Source organism: Brevundimonas sp., from assembly GCF_035626535.1.
GTDB lineage: Bacteria > Pseudomonadota > Alphaproteobacteria > Caulobacterales > Caulobacteraceae > Brevundimonas.
Window position 1 is genome coordinate 14,139 of sequence record NZ_DASPNO010000071.1, and the last position, 19,299, is coordinate 33,437.

The following is a 19,299-nucleotide window of genomic DNA, read 5'->3' on the forward strand; positions in this document are numbered from 1 at the left end:
GGCGCCCTGCCCCGACTTAGTAGGCGAACTGCCCCGGAGTCCGAGCGCGGCGGATGCGCCGGCCGGCGATCACGACCAGCAGGCCCAGCACCACCAGCACGCCAAGCGTCAGCCAGAGCGGATCCATCGGCAGGCTGGACGCGGCCTCCGGCGCGGACATGGTCGCGGGGCCCGAGCGCGCGGCCTCTCCGCCGTTCTGGTCTAGCGCCAGCCGCAGAGCGGCGTCGGCGATGAAGGCGAGGAAATAGGCGACGGCGGCCTTCGAGTTTCCGGCCCCCAGCATCAGGGCCGAGATCACATAGAGGGCGATGGCTCCGGCCCACAGCGTCCAGCCCGGCAGGAAGCCGAACAGCTCGCCGCCGCCCTGCGCCTCCGCGCCGGCCTGCATCGTGGCCGCCTCGGGAGCGGCTCCTTCGATGAAGGGAGACAGGAACGGCCAGGCCAGCCATCCGGCATAGGCCAGAACCGCCAGCACCACGACGAAACGCAACAGCTTCATGATCGACCCTCCCACGGCCCGTTAACCATTCTACACCGTCAAGCCGACGGCGCCAGCGGGCGCCGCCTGCGGGGAAGGGCTCAGCCGGCCGCGGCCGGCAGGGTGATCGAAACCTCGGCGCCCTGGCCGGGCCCGCTGTCGATCGACAGCACGCCGCCCGACTGCCGCGCAAAGGCGTAGGCCTGCGACAGGCCCAGGCCCGCCGCGCCCTCGCGGGTGGTGAAGAAGGGCTCCACCGCCCGCGCCGCCAGGTCGCGGTCCATGCCCGGCCCGCTGTCGCGGACGCTGAGCCGCAGACCTCCCTCCATCAGGGTCTCGAGGCGAACCGCCACCGACCCCTGCCCGTCGACCGCCTCGACCGCGTTGCGGGTCAGGGCCTTGACCGCCCCCTCGAAAGCCACCGGATCGACGCGCGCCGGAGCAGCCTCGGCCGGCCCCTCGATCATCAGGTCGACGCCCGCGCCCGCCAGCTCACGCAGGCGGCTTTCCATGCCGCGCAGCAGGACGCCGGCGTCCATGACCCGCAGCACCGGCTCATCGTCGCCCTGCGAGAAGGCCGTCAGCCGCCGCGTCAGCAGCTCGCCCTTCTGGCCCGCCGCCAGAGCGGCCTGGCCGATGCGGCGCACCCGGGCCGGGTCGTCGGCCTGGCGCAGCATCATGTCCAGCGCGCCGGTCATGACGCCCAGCACGGCGTTGAAATCGTGGGCCAGTCCGCCGGTCAGCCGGCCGACGCTCTCCATCCGCCGACCGCCCTGGAGCTCGGCCTCGGCCTCCGCACGGACGCGTTCGGCGGCGGCGCGGGCCTCCTCGGCCTCGGCGCGCGCGGCGGCGGCGGCGGCCAGGGCTTCGGCGGCGGCGGCGCGAGCGGCGGCGGCCTCGTCCCGAAGGGTCTCATCCGTCACCGCGTCGACCGCGGCCGAGGGCGCCGTCGGCTCGGCGACCTCGACAACGGCCGGCGCGGGATCGGCGCGTTCGCCGGCCAGCAGCAGGGCGTCGACCTGCCCTTCGGCGTTGGTCAACGGCAGCATCGACCAGCGGATGCCTCCGGCGGCGCCGCGGCGCGAAACGATCGGCTCGGCCTCTCCGGCCGGGGCGGCGAGGCCGGCGCGCAGCGACTGCCGGCCCTCGACCCGCTCGTCCTCGTCCAGGAACAGATCGGCGAAATCGCCCTCGGCGCTGTCGCGGCCCAACACCAGCATCGCCGTGCGGTTCGCCTCGCGCACCCGCCCGTCCGGACCGATCACGACCAGGGCGCTGGCGGCGGCGTCGAACACCCGGCGGGTCAGCCCCTCGTCGGCGGCCGGCATTTCCGGGGTGATGACTTCGGGCGTGGTCAGGCCCTCGGTTTCGACGATGGCGGCGGTCGAGCCGGTGATCTGGCCCAGTTCGTTCTCGATCGGCATGGCCGTGACCGAAACCAGCATCTTGCGGCGCGCGGCCGGGTTGGCGATCAGATGCTGGAAGCCCTTCACCGTCTGGCCCCGCAACGCGCGGGCGCTCGGCAGCAGGTCCGGCGGAATCGGCCGCCCGTCGGGGAAGGTGATGCCCCAGGTGGCCGAGTGGAAACGCAGGCCGATCAGCTCGGCGTCGCGCCGGCCCAGCAGCTGGTGCGCCGCCCGGTTGGCGAAGACGAACTTGCCCTGCCGGTCGGTCTCGACCAGCGCCACCGGAATGGCGTTGAGGGTCTCGAACAGCCGTTTCTGGGAGTCCTCGGCGACGCGCTGCACCAGGTCGAGCTGGCCCGACGTATCGACATGGCGCGACCGGTTGGCGGCGGCCAGCCACAGGCCGATCAGGCCGACGACCCAGCCGACGGCCGCCAGACCGCCCAGAACCCACACCCAGTTGATCTGGCCTTCCAGAAACATGCGTCCCGACTGTCCCGTTCTGGCGCCCCTCGGCGCCGTTCGGGCGATACCTTGCAAACGGCGAACCGGACCAGCCCGGTTTCCCCCTCAAGGCGACTAGACCGGCCGCTTCCGGTCGTCCAGCGTTCGGTTAACGGGTTCGATCAACCGGCCTGACGACGCGCCCGCCGCCGATCCATGATGGCGAACACCCAGATTCCGACGGGCATGAGCCAGTAGGTGAAACCGGGCAGCCACGGGGCGGAAGGCAGCACCGGGCTCAGCGCAACCGCACCGGACACCACGCCCGTGACCGCCGCGAGCGCCCAGGTCCGGCCCCAGTCGTTCGCCGCCGTCCAGCGCGGATCGTCCCGCTCCAGCCCGGCGCGGGCGTGCCGGAACAGCAGGACATACAGCACCGACAGGATCGAGAAGCCGAAGCCGTAGATCGCATACATCCAGCCCAGCTGATTGAAGCTTTCGAGCAGGTCGCCGCCGGGCAGCCAGCCGCCCGACATGAAATGGAGCGCCGTCTCGGTCAGCAGCCTGAGCGGGAAGACGAACACCAGCACGGAGAACACCACCGCCACGCTCAGCAGCGTCGCCATCCCGTCCCGCCTCGGGCCCAGCGACGACCACGTCCGGTGCGCCAGCCAGAACAGGATGATCAGCGCGAACCCGGCCAGAAACGAGGGTATTCGCAGCAACGCCTGGACGAGGTCGTCGAAGGATCGCAGCGGCTCTCCGCCGGCGATGATCAGCAGCGACACGGCGAAGGCGAAGGCCGCATCCACGAACGCGTCCAGCCTCTGAGTCTCCGCGGGGCGAAACCGTCCGCCCGGCTCCGTTTTGTCAGCCATGCCCGCGCCCTCCGAACCCGCAGAACGGTGATCGATTTGGCGCGCCGTAGCAACCGCCCGGTTCAGTCCCAGACCGCGGCCTGGGGCGAGTAGGCGTCGATGGCTTCCAGCAGGGTGGAGACCAGCACCCGCTCCTCCTCGGTCAGTTCGGGCCGCCAGATGTCGAAGATGAGCACTACACGGGTGCGGGCGCTGGCGTTCCTCGCCTCGTGCTCGATCGTGTCGTCGAAGGCCCAGCATTTGCCGCGCTCCCACGACCGCGTCTCGTTGCCGACCCGGAAGTGGCAGTCCGGCGGGACGATCAGCGGCAGATGGCAGACCAGACGCGTGTTGACGAAGCCGGTGTGCGGCTCGATGTGGGCCCCGGCCTTGAGCTGCGAGAACATGATCTGCGGCGACCGTCCCTTGACCCGGCACAGCGGCGCGTGCTCCAGCGCCGCCATGGTCTGCGGGCATCGCACCGCGTTGGCCGTCTCGGCCCCGTCCTTCCACAGGAAGCAACTGCTCCAGTCCATGCTGTCGATCAGCGGATAGTCGGGTCGGCTGGGCAGGCCGGGCTGGGTCGTCAGATAGGGCGCGAAGGCCGCCTCGTCCTCGAGGATGGCGTTCAGCTCCGCCGTCATGGCGTCGGTGGCCGCCTCGACCGCGTCCATCCACGGAAACTGCTCGCGCGGGTAGAACTGGATGTTGGGCAGCTCCGGATAGTAGAGCGCCTTCGGCTGCTGCAGATACGGTTGCTTGCGGCCCGCCAGTATGTCCAGCGCATGGGTGAAGCGCCGGTCCGACGACCCCGCCGCATAGCCGGCCGCCTGGAGCTGGGCGTCGATCAATCCCTGTATCCCCGATGCGATGCGGTCCTGGGCGGCCCGCGCCCGGGCGAGCCCCTCGGCCAGATCGGGGGGAAGCGAGGCCATCGCGCCCGCCAGCCGGATGAAGGCGCTGTAGTAGAAATTCGCTTCCCGATCGGCGCGCCGCGACGCCAGAACGTCGGCCTTGGCCAGCGCGCCGCGCAGGCTGCGGGGATTGAGCACCAACGCCCGGTCGGCGGCCAAGTCCGTCGCCTCGGCGTCGCCCAGCCGGTGGCAGACCATCGCCAGCAGGGCCCAGGCGTCGGCGTCCGACTCCGCCGCTCCCGCCACCGCCTCCTCCAGCCGCGGGCGGGCGCTGACCCAGTCGCCGGCGCGATAGTCCGCCAGGGCGGCTTGCAGAAGGGCTCGGGTCGCGGGGGGCAGGGCCATGGCCGTTGGTAACCGGGTCCGTCGCGGCCCTCAACACCCGACCATCAGGCCATGGTGTGCGGAACCGGCCCGGACGACAAAGAAGTCCGGTGCGAACACCGGGCCCTTTGCGGTTCCGACTGGAGGGGGCGAGGCGATTCGAACGACCGACCCTCACCCTGGCAATCTGGCGGAGGCCCATGGCTCCAAAACAAGAAAGGCCCGGCCGGAGCCGAGCCTTCTTCGTTTCGACTGGAGCGGGCGAGGCGATTCGAACGCCCGACCCTCACCTTGGCAAGGTGATGCTCTACCCCTGAGCTACGCCCGCGTTCTCAGTCGAGAGCGGGGCGTATAGCGGAGGGCCCCGTCGCCCCGCAAGCCCCTTTTGCGAATTACCGGGGCGCCAGCCGGATGGCTCCATCAAGGCGGATGCATTCGCCGTTGATGTAGACGTTCTCGGCCAGGTGCAGGACCAGGGAGGCGTAGTCCGCCGGCGTGCCGAGGCGGCTCGGGAACGGGATGGCGGCGGCCAGCGCGTCCTGGATCTTCTGGTCCATGCCGGCCATCATCGGCGTCCACATGATGCCGGGCAGGATGGTGTTGCAGCGGACCCCTTCCTGGGCGAGGTCCCGCGCAATCGGCAGGGTCATGGCGTAGACGCCGCCCTTGGAGGCCGAATAGGCCGCCTGACCGATCTGGCCGTCCTGCGCCGCCACCGAGGCGGTGTTGACGATCAGGCCGCGCTCGCCGTCGGCCATCGGCTCCAGCGTGACCATCCCGGCCGCCGACTGCGACAGCACGCGGAAGGTGCCGAACAGGTTGACCCGCACGGTGCGCTCGAACTGGGCCATGTCGTGGGCGCGGATCTCGCCGGTGTCCTTCTTGCGAGCCACCGTCTTCATGCCGGTGGCGATGCCGGCGCAGTTGACCGTCAGCCGCTCCTGCCCGTGCGCCATCCGCGCTTTTTCGAAGGCCGCCGCCACGCTGGCGTCGTCGGTCACGTCGACCTTGCAGAACACCCCGCCGATCTGCTCCGCGATGACCTCGCCGCGTTCCTCGTTGAGGTCGAACAGGGCCACCTTCGCGCCGGTCGCCGCGATGGCCCGCGCCGTGCCCTCACCCAGACCCGAGGCCCCGCCCGTCACCACCGCCGCGATCGAACCGTCGAGTTTCATGGCCTGAGCCCTTATGTTTGTCGTGAACCTGAGAACGTCGCGGGGGATTTAGCCGCCATGACCGCCAAAGCCAAACCGATCCAGCCCGACGAGGCGATCGACCCGTCGCGCGCCCTCGTGCCCTCGGTTCAACGGGTCAACGAGATGCGGGTGAACAGGGGATTCTGGCCCAAGGTCCGGCGCACCGCGGCCCGCATCCCTTTCGCCGACCAGCTGATCAGCGTCTGGTTCGCCGCGCGTGATCCGCAGACTCCGAGAGCAGCCAAGGGCATCATGCTCGGCGCCCTGGCCTATTTCGTCCTGCCGTTCGACGCCGTTCCGGATCTCCTCGCGGGGATCGGCTTCACCGACGACGCCGCCGTGGTGGCGGCCGTGATCGCCACCCTCGGCGCCAACATCCGGGACCGGCACCGTGAACTGGCGAGAAGGATGCTGGACAGCTGGAAGACCTGAGGTCCGGCTGCTCAGTCCGCCGCCGGCGGCTGCGGGATGAGCGGCCGGGGTCTGATCGGCGGGATCGGCAGCAGCATCCCGACGCGTGAGCGGTAGTCGCGATACCGGTCCCCGAAGACGGCGATCAGGTCATGCTCCTCCAGCTGGATCGCGATCAGCACATAGGCGGTGGTGGCGACGGCGAAGAACAGCCGTCCCTGACCCATCGTCGGCGCGGCCCAGAAGGCGATGATGAAGCCCAGATAGATCGGGTGCCTGACGACCCGGTAGAACAGCGGGGTGTGGAAGTCCGACGGCGGGATTTCCGCTCGCCGTCGGTAGGCCCAGACCTGACGGAGGCCGAACAGGTCGAAATGGTTGATCAGGAAGGTCGACAGCAGGACCGTCGCCCACCCCAGCCAGAACAGCGCCCAGACCGCGAGCCTCCCCGGGCCGTCGGGGATGCTCCACACCACGTCCGGCATCGGCCGCCACTGCCAGAACAGCAGGATGAGGGCGAGGCTCGACGCCAGCACATAGGTGGAACGCTCGACCGGGGCCGGGACGAACCGGGTCCACCAGGCCTTGAAAGCCGGCCTCGCCATCAGGCTGTGCTGCACGGCGAAGACGGCAAGCAGCAGCGTGTTGATCGCGACCGCGGTGAACGCCGGCCCGGCGACGCCGGTGTCGATCCCCTTCGGCACGCCGAAATTGCCGACGAAGCCTATGGCGTAGAGGAAGGTGACGAAGAACACCGCATAGACGGCGGCGCCGTAGAGGACAGCCAACGATCGCATATCGATTCTCCGGGCCGGACGGCGGGTCCGGCAGGGAAATATACCATTGTTGTTTCGCAGCCGGTAGCGGCGGCCCCGGTCGCGGTCAGCCCTCTACCTTGATCACCACCTTGCCCATCACCGAACGGTCGCCCAGCGCCTTGATGGCCTCGTGGGCGCGCTCCAGCGGGAAGGTGCGACTGACCCGCGGCCTGATCTTGCCTTCGCTCCACAAGCGGAACAGGTCAGCCATGTTGGCGGCGTGGGCGGCGGGATCGCGCATCACCGCCGCACCCCAGAACACCCCGATGACCGACACCGACTTCAGCAGGGTGAGGTTCAGCGGCAGCGACGGAATTCCCGCCGGGAAACCGACCACCAGATAGCGGCCGTTCCAGTCCATGGCCCGTAGCGCCGGCTCGCAATAGTCGCCGCCGACCGCGTCGTAGACGACGTCCGGCCCGTCGCGCCCCGAGGCCAGTTTCAGTTCGCCCGACAGCTCCTTCTGCGCCGCCCTGTCCATCTTGCCGGACGGATAGATCAGGCCGTTGTCGGCCCCGGCCTCGAGCGCGAACTGGACCTTGTCGTTGGTCGAGGCGGCGGCGATGACATGCGCGCCCATGGCCTTGCCCAGTTCGACGGCCGCCACGCCGACGCCGCCGGCCGCGCCCAGCACCAGCAGCGCCTCGCCCGCCTTCAGCTGGGCCCGGTCCTTCAGGGCGTAGTAGGAGGTGCCGTAGGTCATGGTCAGGGCCGAGGCGGTCTCGAAATCCATGCCGTCGGGGATCTTCATCACTGAGGCGGCCGGGACCGCCAGCCGCTCGACCATGCCGCCCCATCCGGGCACGGCGATGACCCGGTCGCCCTTGCGCAGGCCGGTGACGCCCTCGCCGATCGCCTCGACGACCCCCGCCACCTCCCCGCCCGGCGAGAAGGGTCGTTGCGGCTTGAACTGGTACCGGTCCTCGATGATCAGGGTGTCGGGGAAGTTGACCCCCACCGCCCGCACGTCGATCACCACCTCGCCCTTCATCGGGCGCGGATCCATGACCTCCTCGACGACAAGGGTTTCGGGGCCGCCGGGAGCCTTGGACAGGACTGCGCGCATGAAAACTTCTTTCCGTCGGGACCGCCGCCCCCGTGGCGCGCGTTCGTCTGTGACGCTAATCAGCCCCACGCGCCTTTGAAAGGGCGATCCGGAGACCAACCTGGCATGACGGCCCTTATCCTTCACGGCGGCGCGGGCGCCCGTCGCGGCACGGACTACAGCCGCGAGGCCGCGCATATGCGCGAGGTCGTGGAGGCGATGAAGGCTCGGCTAGACGCTGGAGCCCCGGCGCTGGACGTGGTGGTCGAGGCCACGGTGATGCTCGAGGACTCCGGCCTCTATGTCGCCGGGCGGGGGGCGAGCCCCAACCTCGCCGGCGCCTATGAGCTGGACGCCAGCCTGATGGACGGGACCACCCGCGAGGCCGGCGCCGTCGCCGCCCTGCAGGGCTTCCGCAATCCTGTCCGGGTCGCCCGCGCGGTGATGCAGCACACGCCGCACGTCCTGCTGGCGGGCGAGGGCGCGGCGCTGTTTGCGGCCGAGCAGGGCATGGAGGCGATCGGCGACGAGCCGGCCTGGTTCACTCACGCGGGCCAGACCGACGACAACCATCCGCCGAAAGGAAAGCTCTCGCACGGCACCGTCGGCTGCTGCGCCCTCGACAGCGCCGGCCGGCTCGCCGCCGCCACCTCGACCGCCGGCGTCTTTGGCAAACTACCTGGGCGAGTGGGCGATACGCCGATACCGGGCGCCGGGACCTGGGCCGACGAAAGGGTCGCGGTCTCGTCCACCGGCACCGGCGAGTATTTCATCCGCGCCGTCGCGGCGGTTCAGACGGCGTGGCGCGTCGGCGCCGGCCAGTCGTTGGCCGAAGCGGCGCAGGCGGTGATCGACGATGTCGGAGGGATGGGCGGCGACGGCGGCCTGATCGCGCTGGACCGCGACGGAAACATCGCCCACCCCTTCAACAGCCAGGGCATGAAACGGGCCTGGCTGACTCCCTCCGGCGAGATCGGGGTCGAGGTGTTCGGGCGCTGATTACGCGGATTTAATCTTCGGCGAAACGCGGTTCATCCGCCGTTCACGGCGACGCTGGCCTAAGCGTCACAGGAGCTGGAGGGTTCACCGTGAAGTCCGTTTTCACCGCCGCGGCCGTCGCCGCCCTGATCGCCACCGCCGCCTGCGCGCCGGTCATCGAGGGTGGTCCGCCCATGGACCTGCCGCCGGGCCTGCAGGAGACGGCGCAGGTCGGCTCCATCACCATGTCCAGCGGCTGGCTGGATGCGGAGGAGGATTTCTCCGACACCTTCTCCGAAGAGGTCCGCGAAGAGCTCAGCCGCTGCATGTACGGCACGGCGCCGATCGATGTCCGCGTCCACGTCGAGCGGCTGGAACGCGCCGACCGCGCCGGGGTGCTGCTGAACGGCGACGGCATGCATACGCTCGAGGGCACGGTCGAGTTCGTCGACCCGAGCCGGGGCAATCTGGTCGTCGGCCGCTTCCCGATCTCCGTCGCCACAACCGCCGGAGGCCGTCTCGCCGGCCTCATCGGCGACCGCCAGATGATGGTCTCCGAAGAGTTCGGCCGCTCGGTCTGCGAACAGGCCTTCGGCCGCAACCCGCGCGACCCCGGTCCGCACAACGCCACGCGGGGCTGAGATGAAGGCCGCGCCCATCATCGCCCTGACGGCGATTCTTGCGGCCGGCGGTCTGTCCGGCTGCGCCGCCGACTTCTGGGACATGGACCCCGCACGGGAGATCATCCTCAACCCGGCGCTCGCCGACGACATCTTCATCGACGGCGTTGAGGTGCGCAGCGCCTTCTACAACCCGCCCGACGCCTTTTCCGACGCCTTCATCCCGGCCTTCCGCGACGGCGCGAGCTGCTTCGGCGGCCGCAACCCGGTGCGGGCCGTCGTCTTCATCCACGCCCTCGACCGGGAGGGCGACCTGATCGCCGACGACGGGCGGGTGCGCCTGCCTGGTTCGGTCGATCTGCACGACGCTGGCGGCCGGGTCATCGCTCGCTACCAGATCCGCGCCGACCTTCCGGCGACCGGCGGCGATCTGACGACGCGCCGGACCGCGGCGGCAGAGGTCTTCGGCGAAAACCTCTGCGCGCGGGTGACGGCGCCCTGACCACAACGAAAAAGGCCGGGGAAGCCCCGGCCTTTCTCCGTCCTATTCCGCCGCGACCGCTTCCGGCCCGCGGGCCAGATTGCGCAGCACATAGGGCATGACCCCGCCAGCCTTGAAGTAGTCCATCTCGGTGGCGTTATCGATGCGGCAGCGGACCGGGAAGCGGGCCATCTTGCCGTCCGACGGGCGGAACAGCTCGACCCACAGGTCCTGACGCGGACGCAGCTTGCCGATGTTGGCGTCCGACAGGCCGCGGATGGTGACGATCTCCTCGCCGGTCAGGCCCAGACGGGTCCAGCCCTCCGCCTTGAACTGGAGAGGCACCACGCCCATCCCGACCAGGTTGGAGCGGTGGATGCGCTCGTAGCTCTCGGCGATGACCGCGCGCACGCCCAGCAGGCGGGTGCCCTTGGCCGCCCAGTCGCGCGACGAGCCGGTGCCGTATTCCTTGCCCGCGAACACGACCAGCGGTCGGCCCTCGGACTGGTAGCGCATGGCCGCGTCGTAGATCGACATCACGTCCTGCGACGGGAAGTGTTTGGTGACCCCGCCCTCGATGTCCGGCGTGATCTTGTTGCGGATGCGGATGTTGGCGAAGGTGCCGCGCATCATCACTTCGTGGTTCCCGCGGCGCGCGCCGTAGGAGTTGAAGTCAAGCGTGTCGACGCCGTGTTCGGTCAGGTAATGGCCGGCCGGCGAGGTCTTCTTGATCGAACCGGCCGGGCTGATGTGGTCGGTGGTGATCGAGTCGCCGAAGATGGCCAGCACGCGGGCCTCGACTATGTCGGCGACCGGCGCCGGCTCCATCGACATGCCGTCGAAATAGGGCGGGTTCTGCACATAGGTCGAGGCGTCGTCCCAGGCGTAGGTCTGGCCGCCCTCGACCTTGATGCCCTGCCAGTGCTTGTCGCCCTTGAACACGTCGGCGTAGCGCTTGGCGAACATGGCCGGGGTGACCGACTTCTTCTGGATGTCGGCGATCTCCTTCGAGGTCGGCCAGATGTCCTTCAGGAAGACGTCCTTGCCCTTCTTGTCCTTGCCGATCGGGTCCTTCGAAATGTCCATCCGCATCGAGCCGGCGAGTGCATAGGCCACGACCAGCGGCGGCGAGGCCAGGTAGTTGGCCTGCACGTCGGGATTCACCCGGCCCTCGAAATTGCGGTTCCCCGACAGCACGCTGGTCGCGACCAGGCCGTTGTCGTTGATCGCCTTCGAGATGGTCTCGGCCAGCGGACCCGAGTTGCCGATGCAGGTGGTGCAGCCGTAGCCGACCAGGTTAAAGCCCAGGGCGTCAAGATCATCCTGCAGACCGGCCGCGGTCAGATAGTCGGTGACCACCTGCGAGCCCGGAGCCAGCGAGGTCTTGACCCACGGCTTGACCTTCATGCCCAGCTTGTGGGCCTTGCGCGCCACCAGACCGGCGGCGATCAGCACCGACGGGTTGGAGGTGTTGGTGCAGGAGGTGATCGCGGCAATGACCACGTCGCCGTCGCCGAGGTCGAACGTCTCGCCTTCGACCTTGACCCGCGGCGCATCCGTCGGGCGGCTGAACACCTCGGCCAGGGCGGTTTCGAACGACGGCGCCGCGACGGTCAGCTCGACCTTGTCCTGCGGCCGCTTCGGCCCGGCCAGCGACGGCACCACCGTGCCCATATCCAGCTCCAGCACGTCCGAGAACACCGGATCTTCCGAGGTCTCGTCGATCCACAGCCCCTGCGCCTTGGCATAGGCCTCGACCAGCGCCACCCGCGCCTTGTCGCGGCCGGTGGCGGTCAGATAGGCCAGCGTCGCCGCCGACACAGGGAAGAAGCCGCAGGTGGCGCCGTATTCCGGGGCCATGTTGGCGATGGTGGCCTGATCCTCGATGGTCAGGCTTGTCACGCCGGGGCCGAAGAACTCGACGAACTTGCCGACCACGCCCTTCTTGCGCAGCATCTGGGTGACGGTCAGCACCAGATCGGTGGCGGTCGCGCCTTCCGGCAGGGCGCCGTTCAGGCGGAAGCCCACCACTTCGGGGATCAGCATCGGGATCGGCTGGCCCAGCATGGCCGCCTCGGCCTCGATGCCGCCGACGCCCCAGCCCAGCACCGCCAGGCCGTTGATCATCGTCGTGTGGCTGTCGGTGCCGACCACGGTGTCCGGATAGGCCAGGGTCGTCTTGCCCTCGGCCGCGGTCCACACGGTCTGGGCCAGGTTCTCGAGGTTGACTTGGTGGCAGATGCCGGTGCCCGGCGGCACGACGCGGAAATTATTGAAGGCCGACGAGCCCCAGCGCAGGAAGTTGTAGCGCTCGATATTGCGCTCGTACTCGCGCTCGACGTTGCGTTCGAACGCCGACGGGTCGCCGAAATGGTCGACCATCACCGAGTGGTCGATGACCAGATCGACCGGGTTCAACGGATTGATCTTCGACGGATCGGCGCCCAGCGCCGACATGGCGTCGCGCATGGCGGCCAGGTCGACCACCGCCGGCACGCCGGTGAAGTCCTGCATCAGCACCCGGGCCGGCCGGAAGGCGATCTCGTGCTCCACCGCGCCCTTGTTGTCGATCCAGGCGGCGATGGCGCGCAGGTCGGCCTCGGTCACCGAGACCCCGTCCTCGTTGCGCAGCAGGTTCTCCAGCAGCACCTTCATCGAGCGCGGCAGGCGGGAAATCCCGGTCAGGCCCGCTTCCTCGGCGGCCGGAAGGCTGTAATAGGCGTATTTCTTGCGCCCGACGGAAAGATCGCGCCGGGTGGAAAGGCTGTCGACTGACGGCATGGAGAGGCTTCCTCTGGTTCACGCCGCCCGACAATCCGGTTGCACGATCGCGCGACTGACGACGGGGCGCACAGGTCCCCGCCGCGCGCGGCGAACGCCTGCTGCGGCGAGGCCGGATATAGCGATGGTTGCAACGGGCGTCCATGTATCCACGACGGTCGCAGGGGCATTGAGAGACGCTCGCAACTGGGTCCCGCGGCCATGCTGACCGTCGCCGGCCTGACCCTGTCGCGCGGCGAGCGGTTGCTGTTCCGCGACCTGTCGCTGTCGCTCGCCTCGGGAGAGGCCGTGGCCCTGACTGGGGCCAATGGCGCCGGCAAGACCTCGTTGCTCCGGGCGCTGGCCGGCTTCATCCGCCCGGACGCCGGAAGCATCGCCTTCGCCGCCGTCGAGCCGACCGAGGCGCGGCGCCGCCACCTCCACTGGCTCGGCCACCTCGACGGCCTCAAGGGCGGCCGGCGCGCGCGTGACGAACTGGCCTTCCAGTCGCGCTGGCTCGGCGCCGACCCGGAAGGGATCGCCGCCGCCGTCGACGTGCTGGCGCTCGAGCCGCTGCTCGACCTCGAGGTGCGCCAGCTGTCCGCCGGCCAGCGCCGCCGCCTCGCCTTCGCCCGACTGATCGCCACGCCGCGGCCGATCTGGTTGCTCGACGAGCCCTTCGCCCCGCTCGACGCCCGCTGGCGCGCGGTCCTCGGCCTGCTGATGCAGGCCCACATCGACAAGGGCGGCGCCATCCTCGCCGCCGTGCACGATCCGCTGCCGGTCGCCTCGCGCGCCGTCGACATCGGGGGCGGCCGGTGAAGGCCCTGCTGATCCTGTGGCGGCGCGAACTGGCCCTGGCCTGGTCCGGCGGCGGCGGCCCGCTGCTGGCCTGCGGCTTCTTCCTGTGCCTGACCGTACTCGTGCCGCTGGCCGCCGGCGGCGATCCGGCGGGCCTCAGGCCCGTCGCCGGCGGCGTCGCCTGGCTGGCCCTGGCCCTGGCCTCGACCCTGTCGCTGGAGCGGCTGTTCGAGCGCGACCTTGAGGACGGCGCCCTCGACCTGATCGCCCTCGGGCCTGTCCCGCTCGAACTCGTCGTGATCGCCAAGGCCAAGGCCCAGTGGCTGGCCGTCGGCGTCCCCCTCGCGGTCATCGCCCCGATCGCGGCCATCACGCTCGGCCTGCCGCCCGGACAGGCGCCGCTGATCGCCTTCTCCGCCCTGATCGGCGCCCTCGGCTTCGCCCTGACCGGCGCGCTCGGGGCCGCCCTGGCGCTCGGCTCGAAGCGCGGCGGCCTGCTGATCGCCGTCGTCGTCCTGCCGCTGTTCATCCCGCCGGTTGTGTTCGGCGCCGGCGCGTTGGAGCGGGCGGCCGGCGGCCTGTCGCCCCTCCCGGCCCTGGCTCTTCTTTCGGCCTGGGTGCTGTTCGCCGCCTTGGTCGCGCCGTTCGCGGGCGCGGCCGCGATTCGCAACGCCCAGGGCTGACGGCCGGCTAGTCCAGCCCGCGCACCCAGGCCTCAAGAGCCGCGCCGTCTGTCATGTCGCCCTCGAACAGGTGGACAGGGCGTTGCGGCTCATTGTTGCCGCGCTGGCGACCACGCCAGACCTTCATCGGGATCACCACCCGCGCCAGTCCGCTGGGCAGCTCGACGCCGCGCACATCCATATAGACGGTGTCGGCTGACGTCTCCCGGCCAATCTGTATCGCGCCCAACGACTTCCACAGATCCACCGCGTCCAGACAGGCGGAGGAACAGACGGGGTCGGTCAGCACATAGACCGGACCGTGCACCAGTTGCTGCGGCGCCTCCTCGACGTCCGGCTCCGGCCGCGGCCCCGGGCGGTCGCGCCAGTAGAGCTCGCCCGCCGCGCGGGCGGCGGTCATGCCCTCGACGATCTCCCGCGCCCAGGCGATGCGCTCCTCGCTCTCGCCGGCGGCCGTCCACTCGTCCAGATAGGACTGGACGGCCGCCAGATTGTCTTCGGACGCCCGCCACTCAATGGCTTCGACGGGCGGCGTCGGATGGGCGCGGACCCAGTCCTCGCCCCAGAGGACAGCCGCAATCTCCTGGCCCCAGTGAGTCGAGCCGCCGCCATTGCCGCGCAGATCCAGCACCACGAGGGGCGCGGTGCGCAGCTCGGCTTGGCGCGCCGTGAGGTCCGCCAGCATCGGCGTCAGGGCCTTGTGCGCGTCGCTGCCCGGGGCGCCGTTGAAGGACGGCATCGACACCCAGACGCCGCCGTCGTCGAGCGTGCGCAAGCCGAAGCCCGCGGCGCGGCCCTGCGCCAGCTTCGTTCGGCGCGCCGACAGGTCGGCGGCCTCGATGGCTCGCCAGTTCAGGGCGTGCTCGATGATCCTGCCTTCGCTCTCGAAGCGGCAGGTTTTCATCTCGGAAATCCAGGGATTGGACGCGTTCAGAAACAGCCAGTCGCCCAGCAACGCCCTTTGCGACTCCAGGAACCAGCGGCCGCGGAAGGTGCCGATCCGCTGCGCGGCCAGCCGGTCTGCGGATACTCCGTCGCAGTCGAGCAGTTTGGCGCCGGGCGGGGGGAGCGAGGCGTCCGCTTCGTCGCGGACGGCCACGACCTGGTCGGCGCCGCGATAGACTGTCAGAAAACCCGGCCAACGGGCCGGGAAGCCCACGGTCTGATCCACCAGGCTCAGCTGGACGTGACCGTCGTCGAAGCTGCCTACGAACGCGCGGAGCGCCCACCACCAGCCGCCTGCATCGGTCGCCGTTTCGGCCCGGCGCAGGGCTTCGGCCAGACCCGCGTCAGCGCTGGCGCGGAAACCCGGGTTCAAGGTGTCGTGAACACCAGGATGACTCTCGATGATCAGGGCGTGGAGCGCCGTTGCGTCCTGCCGCAGCGTCTCGCGCCAGTCGCGAGGCGCTGTCATCCAGCCCGGTGCAGGCGCGGCCGGAGCGGGATCCTGCGCTACACAGGGCGCAGCGGTCAGAACGGCGGCGGCGGCGGCCGCCGCGGCGAGCAGAAGGAGCTTCATCGGGTCCCCGAAAGATGTTCGCGAGCCACCTACCGAAGGTCTGCGAACCCCACCAGTTAAGCCTTGGTAATGGGGCTCAGGCCTTCTTCACGAACTCGGTCCTGAGCACGAGACCCGGACCTTCTCGACATTGGCCTCGATCTCATCCGGATCTCCGGTCAGGCGGATGTTCCTGACCGGCGTACCCCGCTTCAGCGTCACCCCGCCGGAGCCCTTGACCTTGAGGTCCTTGATCAGGGTCACGCTGTCGCCGTCGGCGAGCACGTTGCCGTTCGAATCCCTGGCTACATCATCGGTCATGGCGCAGGCCCCTGCCGTCCCGGCGCGACCGTCTGGCACAGGCCCCGCGCCCAAGTAGCGCAAAGCGCGCCGGGGCACTAAGAGACGTCCCGATGTTCGGCCTCGCCAACCCCGACCGCTTCCTGCGCTTCACCCGCCCGCTGACGCCGATGGCGTGGGCGCTCGCCGCCGTGCTGCTGGTGCTCAGCGTCTGGCTCGCCTTCACCGCCCCCGAGGATTTCCGCCAGGGCGACACCGTGCGGATCATGTTCGTCCATGTCCCCGCGGCGTCGGTCGGCCTGGGCATCTATCTGGCGCTGGGCGTCTCGAGCTTCTTCGCGCTCGTATTCCGCCATCCACTGGCCGACGCAGCCGCCCGCGCCGCCGCCCTGCCCGGGGCTGCCTACACGGCGCTCGCTCTTATCACGGGCAGCCTTTGGGGCAAGCCGATGTGGGGCGCATGGTGGGTCTGGGGAGACGCCCGACTGATGTCGGAACTGGTCCTGCTGCTGTTCTACATCGGATACATGGCCCTGCGCGCCTCGATCGACGACGAGGCGAAGGCGGCCCGCGCCGCGGCCGTGCTGGGCCTCGTCGGCCTGATCAACCTGCCGATCGTGAAGTTCTCGGTCGACTGGTGGAACACCCTGCACCAGCCCGCCTCGCTGCTGCGCGCCGAGGGACCGTCGATGACCGCCGAAATACTGGCGCCGCTGCTGGTCAGCATGGCCGCCTGGGCGATCTTCTTCCTCGCCGTCTGGCTGACCGCCATCCGCACCGAAATCACCCGCCGCCGGGTCCTGTCGATCCGCGCCCGCCGCGCCCTGGAAGCCTGAGATGCTCGACCTCGACATGGGTGAATACGCCGCCTTCGTCTGGCCCGCCTGGGCCGTCAGCGCACTCGTGCTCGGCGCCCTCGCCACCCGCGCCCTGCTCGCCGCCCGCCGCTGGTCGGCCGAGCTGAAGCGGCTCGAGGCCGAACGGCCGGCGGAGGACTGAGCTCATGAACCGCTGGTTCGCCGTCATCCCTCTGCTCGCGCTGGTCGCGCTGGTGGCCTTCGCCGCCCTCCGGCTCGGCGACTTCACCGGCCGGTCTCTGGCCGAAGGCAAGAGCAGCGAATACCGGCCCGACGCCCTCGTCGGCCAGCCGGTCCCGGAAACGGTGCTGCCGATGCTGACCGGCGCCACCGCCGGCCCCGGCGTGCTCGACCTCAAGACCGCCGGCGTCGGCAAGCCGATGCTGATCAATGTCTTCGCCAGCTGGTGCGCGCCCTGCCGCCTCGAACATCCGCAGCTGATGGCGCTCAAGGCCCGGGGCGTGGCCGTCGTCGGCGTGGCGTGGAAGGACGATCCGGCCGACACCCGCGCCTTCCTCGACGAACTCGGCGACCCCTATTCCATGGTCCTCGTCGACCGCGAGGGCCGCGCCGGCCTCGACCTCGGCATCACCGGCGCGCCCGAGACCTTCGCCGTCGACGCCATGGGCCGGGTGACGGCCAAGGCATCAGCCCCGCTGATGGATCAGGCCGAGATCGACCGGCTGGTCGCGTCGATGCAGGCGCCGCCGCGCCCTCTGCCCACCGCCACGAAACGCTGACCCGCCGCTCGCGGGCGCCGCCTTAACCCATTTCCGACGGATTTCATTAACCCTGTCGGCATGAGCGCGATTCGTCCCCCAGCAACCTCGCCGCTATTCCCGGCGCAAGCGCCCCCCTCTCCGGTCCGCGCCTCGCGCTCGGACTTTTTCCGCGCGGCGCTCGACGGCGTCGGGGCGCCAGCCGCGCCGACCCCCGCGCCCGCCGCCCGTCCCACGGTCCCGGCCGGCGTCTTCCGCGCCGAAGATGGTCCGCAACGCCCCGGCAGCCTGCTCGACATCCGCGTCTGACCCCTCACGCGAAAATGAGGCGCGTGTCCTCCGTGACCGTGGTTATGGTGCGCGCCATGCGCACGAGGGGCTGGATCATCCCTGCGGCGGCCATGCTGGCCGTCTCCGTCGCGGCCGGGTCCAGCGCCCAGCCGTCGAGCCCCGCTACGCCGCGCGGCGAGGCGCCCGCCGAGCCCGTGGTGGTCGAGCTGTTCACCGCCCAAGGCTGCGCCGGCTGCCCCGAAGCCAACACCCGGATCGAGGCGCTGGCCGACACGCCGGGCGTCATCGCCCTGACCTACGCCGTCGACTATTGGGACTACCTCGGCTGGGCCGACACCTTCGCCCGGCCCGAGTTCGCCCAGCGCCAGCGCGCCTATCGCCGGCCGCTCAAGCTGCGCGCCGTCGGCACGCCGCAGGTGGTCATCGACGGCCGCCGCCAAGTTCCCGGCGCGCGCGAGGAAGCCCTCAAGGCCGCCGTCGAGGAAGAAGCCGCGCGCCGCGTCTTCCCGCCCGAGATCGAATTCCGCGAGACCGGCGATCAGGTCGGGGTCGGTTCCGGCCGTGTTCCCGCCGGCGGAGCCGAGGTCGTGGCCGTGGTCTACCGGCCGGGCGCCCAGACCGTAGAGATCGAACGCGGCGACAACCGCGGCCAGACCGTGCGGCAGGTCAATGTGGTCCGCTCGGTGCGCAGCCTCGGCGCCTGGACCGGCCGCCCGGCCCTCTACGACCTGCCCGCCGGCCTCGACGCGGACGAGGCCGTGGCCATCCTCGTCCAGGCCCGCACCGACCGGCGCATCCTCACCGCCGCCGTCCTGCCGCCGCGCTGACGCGTCAGCTTTCGTCACTGGCCTGTTTGAACCCGTGCCCCGACAGTGCAAGCTTGGCCGCCCGCACTCCCGGGTGGATTCACTGGTGACCGCATGAAACCGGCGCTCCGTCTCGTGACGACCTTCGGCCTTGCGCTCGCCTGCGCCGCGCCGGCGCACGGTGCGACGGGCCCGCAGACGCCCCCGCTCGCCGCCGAGACGCCCGAGGCGCGCGCCGTCGCCCAGATGGTCACCGCCGCCGAGCTCGCCGCCTGGGGCCGCGAGCGCCGCGACGCCGAGGCGTTGGCGGTCGCCGCCCGCATGCTCGACGAAGTGCCCCTGCGCGCCGGAGCCGGCGGCGACCCCGGTCTGGCGCCCGTTCTCACCGCCGCCGGTCTGCGCCAGGAAGCCGCCGCCCTGCGCCCCGACCAGACGTTCATCGAGGAAGTCGTCGTAACCGGCTCGCGGATCGGCCGGACCGAGGATCGGACGGACGGGGGCGTAGTGGTCCAGCGCGAGGATCTCGCGGAGCCGGCGCAGCCCGCCGCCCAGCCGCCGCCGCCACCCCAGCCCGCCCCGCGGCGGCCCGCGCAGCGCCAGCCGGCGCCGGCC

Annotated in this window: 20 protein-coding genes, 1 tRNA gene and 1 pseudogene; 11 read left to right on the forward strand and 11 right to left on the reverse strand. The window is 70.5% G+C overall.

All coding sequences use genetic code 11. From position 1 onward, the window contains the following. Nucleotides 1–16 precede the first annotated feature (16 nt). From VEC04_RS11195 to VEC04_RS11220, 6 genes are all read right to left on the reverse strand, one after another. Nucleotides 17–499 (reverse strand): hypothetical protein, encoded by a 483-nt coding sequence (locus tag VEC04_RS11195; RefSeq protein ID WP_324776838.1) that lies wholly within the window; start codon nt 497–499, stop codon nt 17–19. A gap of 80 nt (nt 500–579) precedes the next feature. Next, the gene (locus VEC04_RS11200; protein ID WP_324776840.1) at nt 580–2,367 is read right to left on the reverse strand and encodes a PAS domain-containing sensor histidine kinase; all 1,788 of its coding nucleotides are present in this window, start codon (nt 2,365–2,367) and stop codon (nt 580–582) included. 143 nt (nt 2,368–2,510) lie between these two features. Continuing rightward, nucleotides 2,511–3,206 carry a TMEM175 family protein gene (locus VEC04_RS11205; RefSeq protein WP_324776842.1) on the reverse strand — a complete coding sequence of 232 codons (696 nt, stop codon included), beginning with the start codon at nt 3,204–3,206 and terminating at the stop codon, nt 2,511–2,513. A gap of 62 nt (nt 3,207–3,268) precedes the next feature. After that, the gene (locus VEC04_RS11210; protein WP_324776844.1) at nt 3,269–4,444 is read right to left on the reverse strand and encodes an aspartyl/asparaginyl beta-hydroxylase domain-containing protein; all 1,176 of its coding nucleotides are present in this window, start codon (nt 4,442–4,444) and stop codon (nt 3,269–3,271) included. Nucleotides 4,445–4,676: 232 nt separating this feature from the next. After that, nucleotides 4,677–4,751 (reverse strand) — tRNA-Gly (locus VEC04_RS11215). Between the two features lie 64 nt (nt 4,752–4,815). After that, nucleotides 4,816–5,598 (reverse strand): SDR family oxidoreductase, encoded by a 783-nt coding sequence (locus VEC04_RS11220; RefSeq protein ID WP_324776846.1) that lies wholly within the window; start codon nt 5,596–5,598, stop codon nt 4,816–4,818. Nucleotides 5,599–5,655: 57 nt separating this feature from the next. On the opposite strand from VEC04_RS11220, the gene VEC04_RS11225 reads away from it, so the two are divergent. Beyond that, nucleotides 5,656–6,051, forward strand: coding sequence for a YkvA family protein (locus VEC04_RS11225; protein ID WP_324776848.1), 396 nt, complete (start codon nt 5,656–5,658; stop codon nt 6,049–6,051). A gap of 11 nt (nt 6,052–6,062) precedes the next feature. On the opposite strand, the gene mddA is transcribed toward VEC04_RS11225, so the two are convergent. Both mddA and VEC04_RS11235 read right to left on the reverse strand, forming a co-directional pair. Continuing rightward, nucleotides 6,063–6,827, reverse strand: coding sequence for a methanethiol S-methyltransferase (gene mddA, locus VEC04_RS11230; protein WP_324776850.1), 765 nt, complete (start codon nt 6,825–6,827; stop codon nt 6,063–6,065). An 85-nt stretch (nt 6,828–6,912) separates the two neighbouring features. Beyond that, nucleotides 6,913–7,914, reverse strand: coding sequence for an NADPH:quinone oxidoreductase family protein (locus VEC04_RS11235; RefSeq protein WP_324776852.1), 1,002 nt, complete (start codon nt 7,912–7,914; stop codon nt 6,913–6,915). A 105-nt stretch (nt 7,915–8,019) separates the two neighbouring features. On the opposite strand from VEC04_RS11235, the gene VEC04_RS11240 reads away from it, so the two are divergent. From VEC04_RS11240 to VEC04_RS11250, 3 genes are all read left to right on the forward strand, one after another. Next, complete coding sequence (locus VEC04_RS11240) at nt 8,020–8,892, forward strand: isoaspartyl peptidase/L-asparaginase (protein WP_324776854.1); 873 nt, start codon at nt 8,020–8,022, stop codon at nt 8,890–8,892. Nucleotides 8,893–8,981: 89 nt separating this feature from the next. Further along, nucleotides 8,982–9,512 (forward strand): hypothetical protein, encoded by a 531-nt coding sequence (locus tag VEC04_RS11245; protein ID WP_324776856.1) that lies wholly within the window; start codon nt 8,982–8,984, stop codon nt 9,510–9,512. Between the two features lies 1 nt (nt 9,513). After that, entirely contained in the window at nt 9,514–9,993 is a 480-nt protein-coding gene (locus VEC04_RS11250) for a hypothetical protein (protein ID WP_324776858.1), read from the forward strand. Nucleotides 9,994–10,035: 42 nt separating this feature from the next. On the opposite strand, the gene acnA is transcribed toward VEC04_RS11250, so the two are convergent. Next, nucleotides 10,036–12,753 (reverse strand): aconitate hydratase AcnA, encoded by a 2,718-nt coding sequence (gene acnA / locus VEC04_RS11255; protein WP_324776860.1) that lies wholly within the window; start codon nt 12,751–12,753, stop codon nt 10,036–10,038. A gap of 201 nt (nt 12,754–12,954) precedes the next feature. On the opposite strand from acnA, the gene ccmA reads away from it, so the two are divergent. Next, on the forward strand, nt 12,955–13,554 hold the full coding sequence (gene ccmA, locus VEC04_RS11260; RefSeq protein WP_324776862.1) for a heme ABC exporter ATP-binding protein CcmA: 600 nt from the start codon (nt 12,955–12,957) through the stop codon (nt 13,552–13,554). Beyond that, a complete protein-coding gene (gene ccmB / locus VEC04_RS11265; protein WP_324776865.1) occupies nt 13,551–14,216 on the forward strand; it encodes a heme exporter protein CcmB in 666 nt (221 codons plus the stop codon). The genes ccmA and ccmB overlap by 4 nt, the downstream gene beginning before the upstream one ends. A gap of 7 nt (nt 14,217–14,223) precedes the next feature. Here ccmB and VEC04_RS11270 read toward each other — a convergent pair whose 3' ends face one another. Next, nucleotides 14,224–15,735, reverse strand: coding sequence for a S41 family peptidase (locus VEC04_RS11270; protein ID WP_324776867.1), 1,512 nt, complete (start codon nt 15,733–15,735; stop codon nt 14,224–14,226). A 76-nt stretch (nt 15,736–15,811) separates the two neighbouring features. Next, a pseudogene (locus VEC04_RS11275) lies at nt 15,812–16,035 on the reverse strand (alkylphosphonate utilization protein). 92 nt (nt 16,036–16,127) lie between these two features. On the opposite strand from VEC04_RS11275, the gene ccmC reads away from it, so the two are divergent. The 5 genes from ccmC to VEC04_RS11300 all read left to right on the forward strand — a co-directional run. Next, nucleotides 16,128–16,850, forward strand: coding sequence for a heme ABC transporter permease CcmC (gene ccmC / locus VEC04_RS11280; protein ID WP_324776869.1), 723 nt, complete (start codon nt 16,128–16,130; stop codon nt 16,848–16,850). A gap of 1 nt (nt 16,851) precedes the next feature. Further along, nucleotides 16,852–17,013 (forward strand): heme exporter protein CcmD, encoded by a 162-nt coding sequence (ccmD, locus tag VEC04_RS11285; protein WP_324776872.1) that lies wholly within the window; start codon nt 16,852–16,854, stop codon nt 17,011–17,013. Between the two features lie 4 nt (nt 17,014–17,017). Continuing rightward, a complete protein-coding gene (locus tag VEC04_RS11290) occupies nt 17,018–17,611 on the forward strand; it encodes a DsbE family thiol:disulfide interchange protein (RefSeq protein ID WP_324776874.1) in 594 nt (197 codons plus the stop codon). Between the two features lie 311 nt (nt 17,612–17,922). Further along, nucleotides 17,923–18,708 (forward strand): DUF1223 domain-containing protein, encoded by a 786-nt coding sequence (locus VEC04_RS11295; RefSeq protein ID WP_324776877.1) that lies wholly within the window; start codon nt 17,923–17,925, stop codon nt 18,706–18,708. A 93-nt stretch (nt 18,709–18,801) separates the two neighbouring features. Next, nucleotides 18,802–19,299 (forward strand): hypothetical protein (locus tag VEC04_RS11300; RefSeq protein ID WP_324776879.1); only part of this gene is annotated, 498 nt, incomplete at its 3' end.

Coding starts and splice junctions, on each gene's coding strand:
- VEC04_RS11195 (WP_324776838.1), bottom strand. CDS start 499: ATGAAGCTGTTGCGTTTCGTCGTGGTGCTGGCGGTTCTGGCCTATGCC.
- VEC04_RS11200 (WP_324776840.1), bottom strand. CDS start 2,367: ATGTTTCTGGAAGGCCAGATCAACTGGGTGTGGGTTCTGGGCGGTCTG.
- VEC04_RS11205 (WP_324776842.1), bottom strand. CDS start 3,206: ATGGCTGACAAAACGGAGCCGGGCGGACGGTTTCGCCCCGCGGAGACT.
- VEC04_RS11210 (WP_324776844.1), bottom strand. CDS start 4,444: ATGGCCCTGCCCCCCGCGACCCGAGCCCTTCTGCAAGCCGCCCTGGCG.
- VEC04_RS11220 (WP_324776846.1), bottom strand. CDS start 5,598: ATGAAACTCGACGGTTCGATCGCGGCGGTGGTGACGGGCGGGGCCTCG.
- VEC04_RS11225 (WP_324776848.1), top strand. CDS start 5,656: ATGACCGCCAAAGCCAAACCGATCCAGCCCGACGAGGCGATCGACCCG.
- mddA (WP_324776850.1), bottom strand. CDS start 6,827: ATGCGATCGTTGGCTGTCCTCTACGGCGCCGCCGTCTATGCGGTGTTC.
- VEC04_RS11235 (WP_324776852.1), bottom strand. CDS start 7,914: ATGCGCGCAGTCCTGTCCAAGGCTCCCGGCGGCCCCGAAACCCTTGTC.
- VEC04_RS11240 (WP_324776854.1), top strand. CDS start 8,020: ATGACGGCCCTTATCCTTCACGGCGGCGCGGGCGCCCGTCGCGGCACG.
- VEC04_RS11250 (WP_324776858.1), top strand. CDS start 9,514: ATGAAGGCCGCGCCCATCATCGCCCTGACGGCGATTCTTGCGGCCGGC.
- acnA (WP_324776860.1), bottom strand. CDS start 12,753: ATGCCGTCAGTCGACAGCCTTTCCACCCGGCGCGATCTTTCCGTCGGG.
- ccmA (WP_324776862.1), top strand. CDS start 12,955: ATGCTGACCGTCGCCGGCCTGACCCTGTCGCGCGGCGAGCGGTTGCTG.
- VEC04_RS11270 (WP_324776867.1), bottom strand. CDS start 15,735: ATGAAGCTCCTTCTGCTCGCCGCGGCGGCCGCCGCCGCCGCCGTTCTG.
- ccmC (WP_324776869.1), top strand. CDS start 16,128: ATGTTCGGCCTCGCCAACCCCGACCGCTTCCTGCGCTTCACCCGCCCG.
- ccmD (WP_324776872.1), top strand. CDS start 16,852: ATGCTCGACCTCGACATGGGTGAATACGCCGCCTTCGTCTGGCCCGCC.
- VEC04_RS11290 (WP_324776874.1), top strand. CDS start 17,018: ATGAACCGCTGGTTCGCCGTCATCCCTCTGCTCGCGCTGGTCGCGCTG.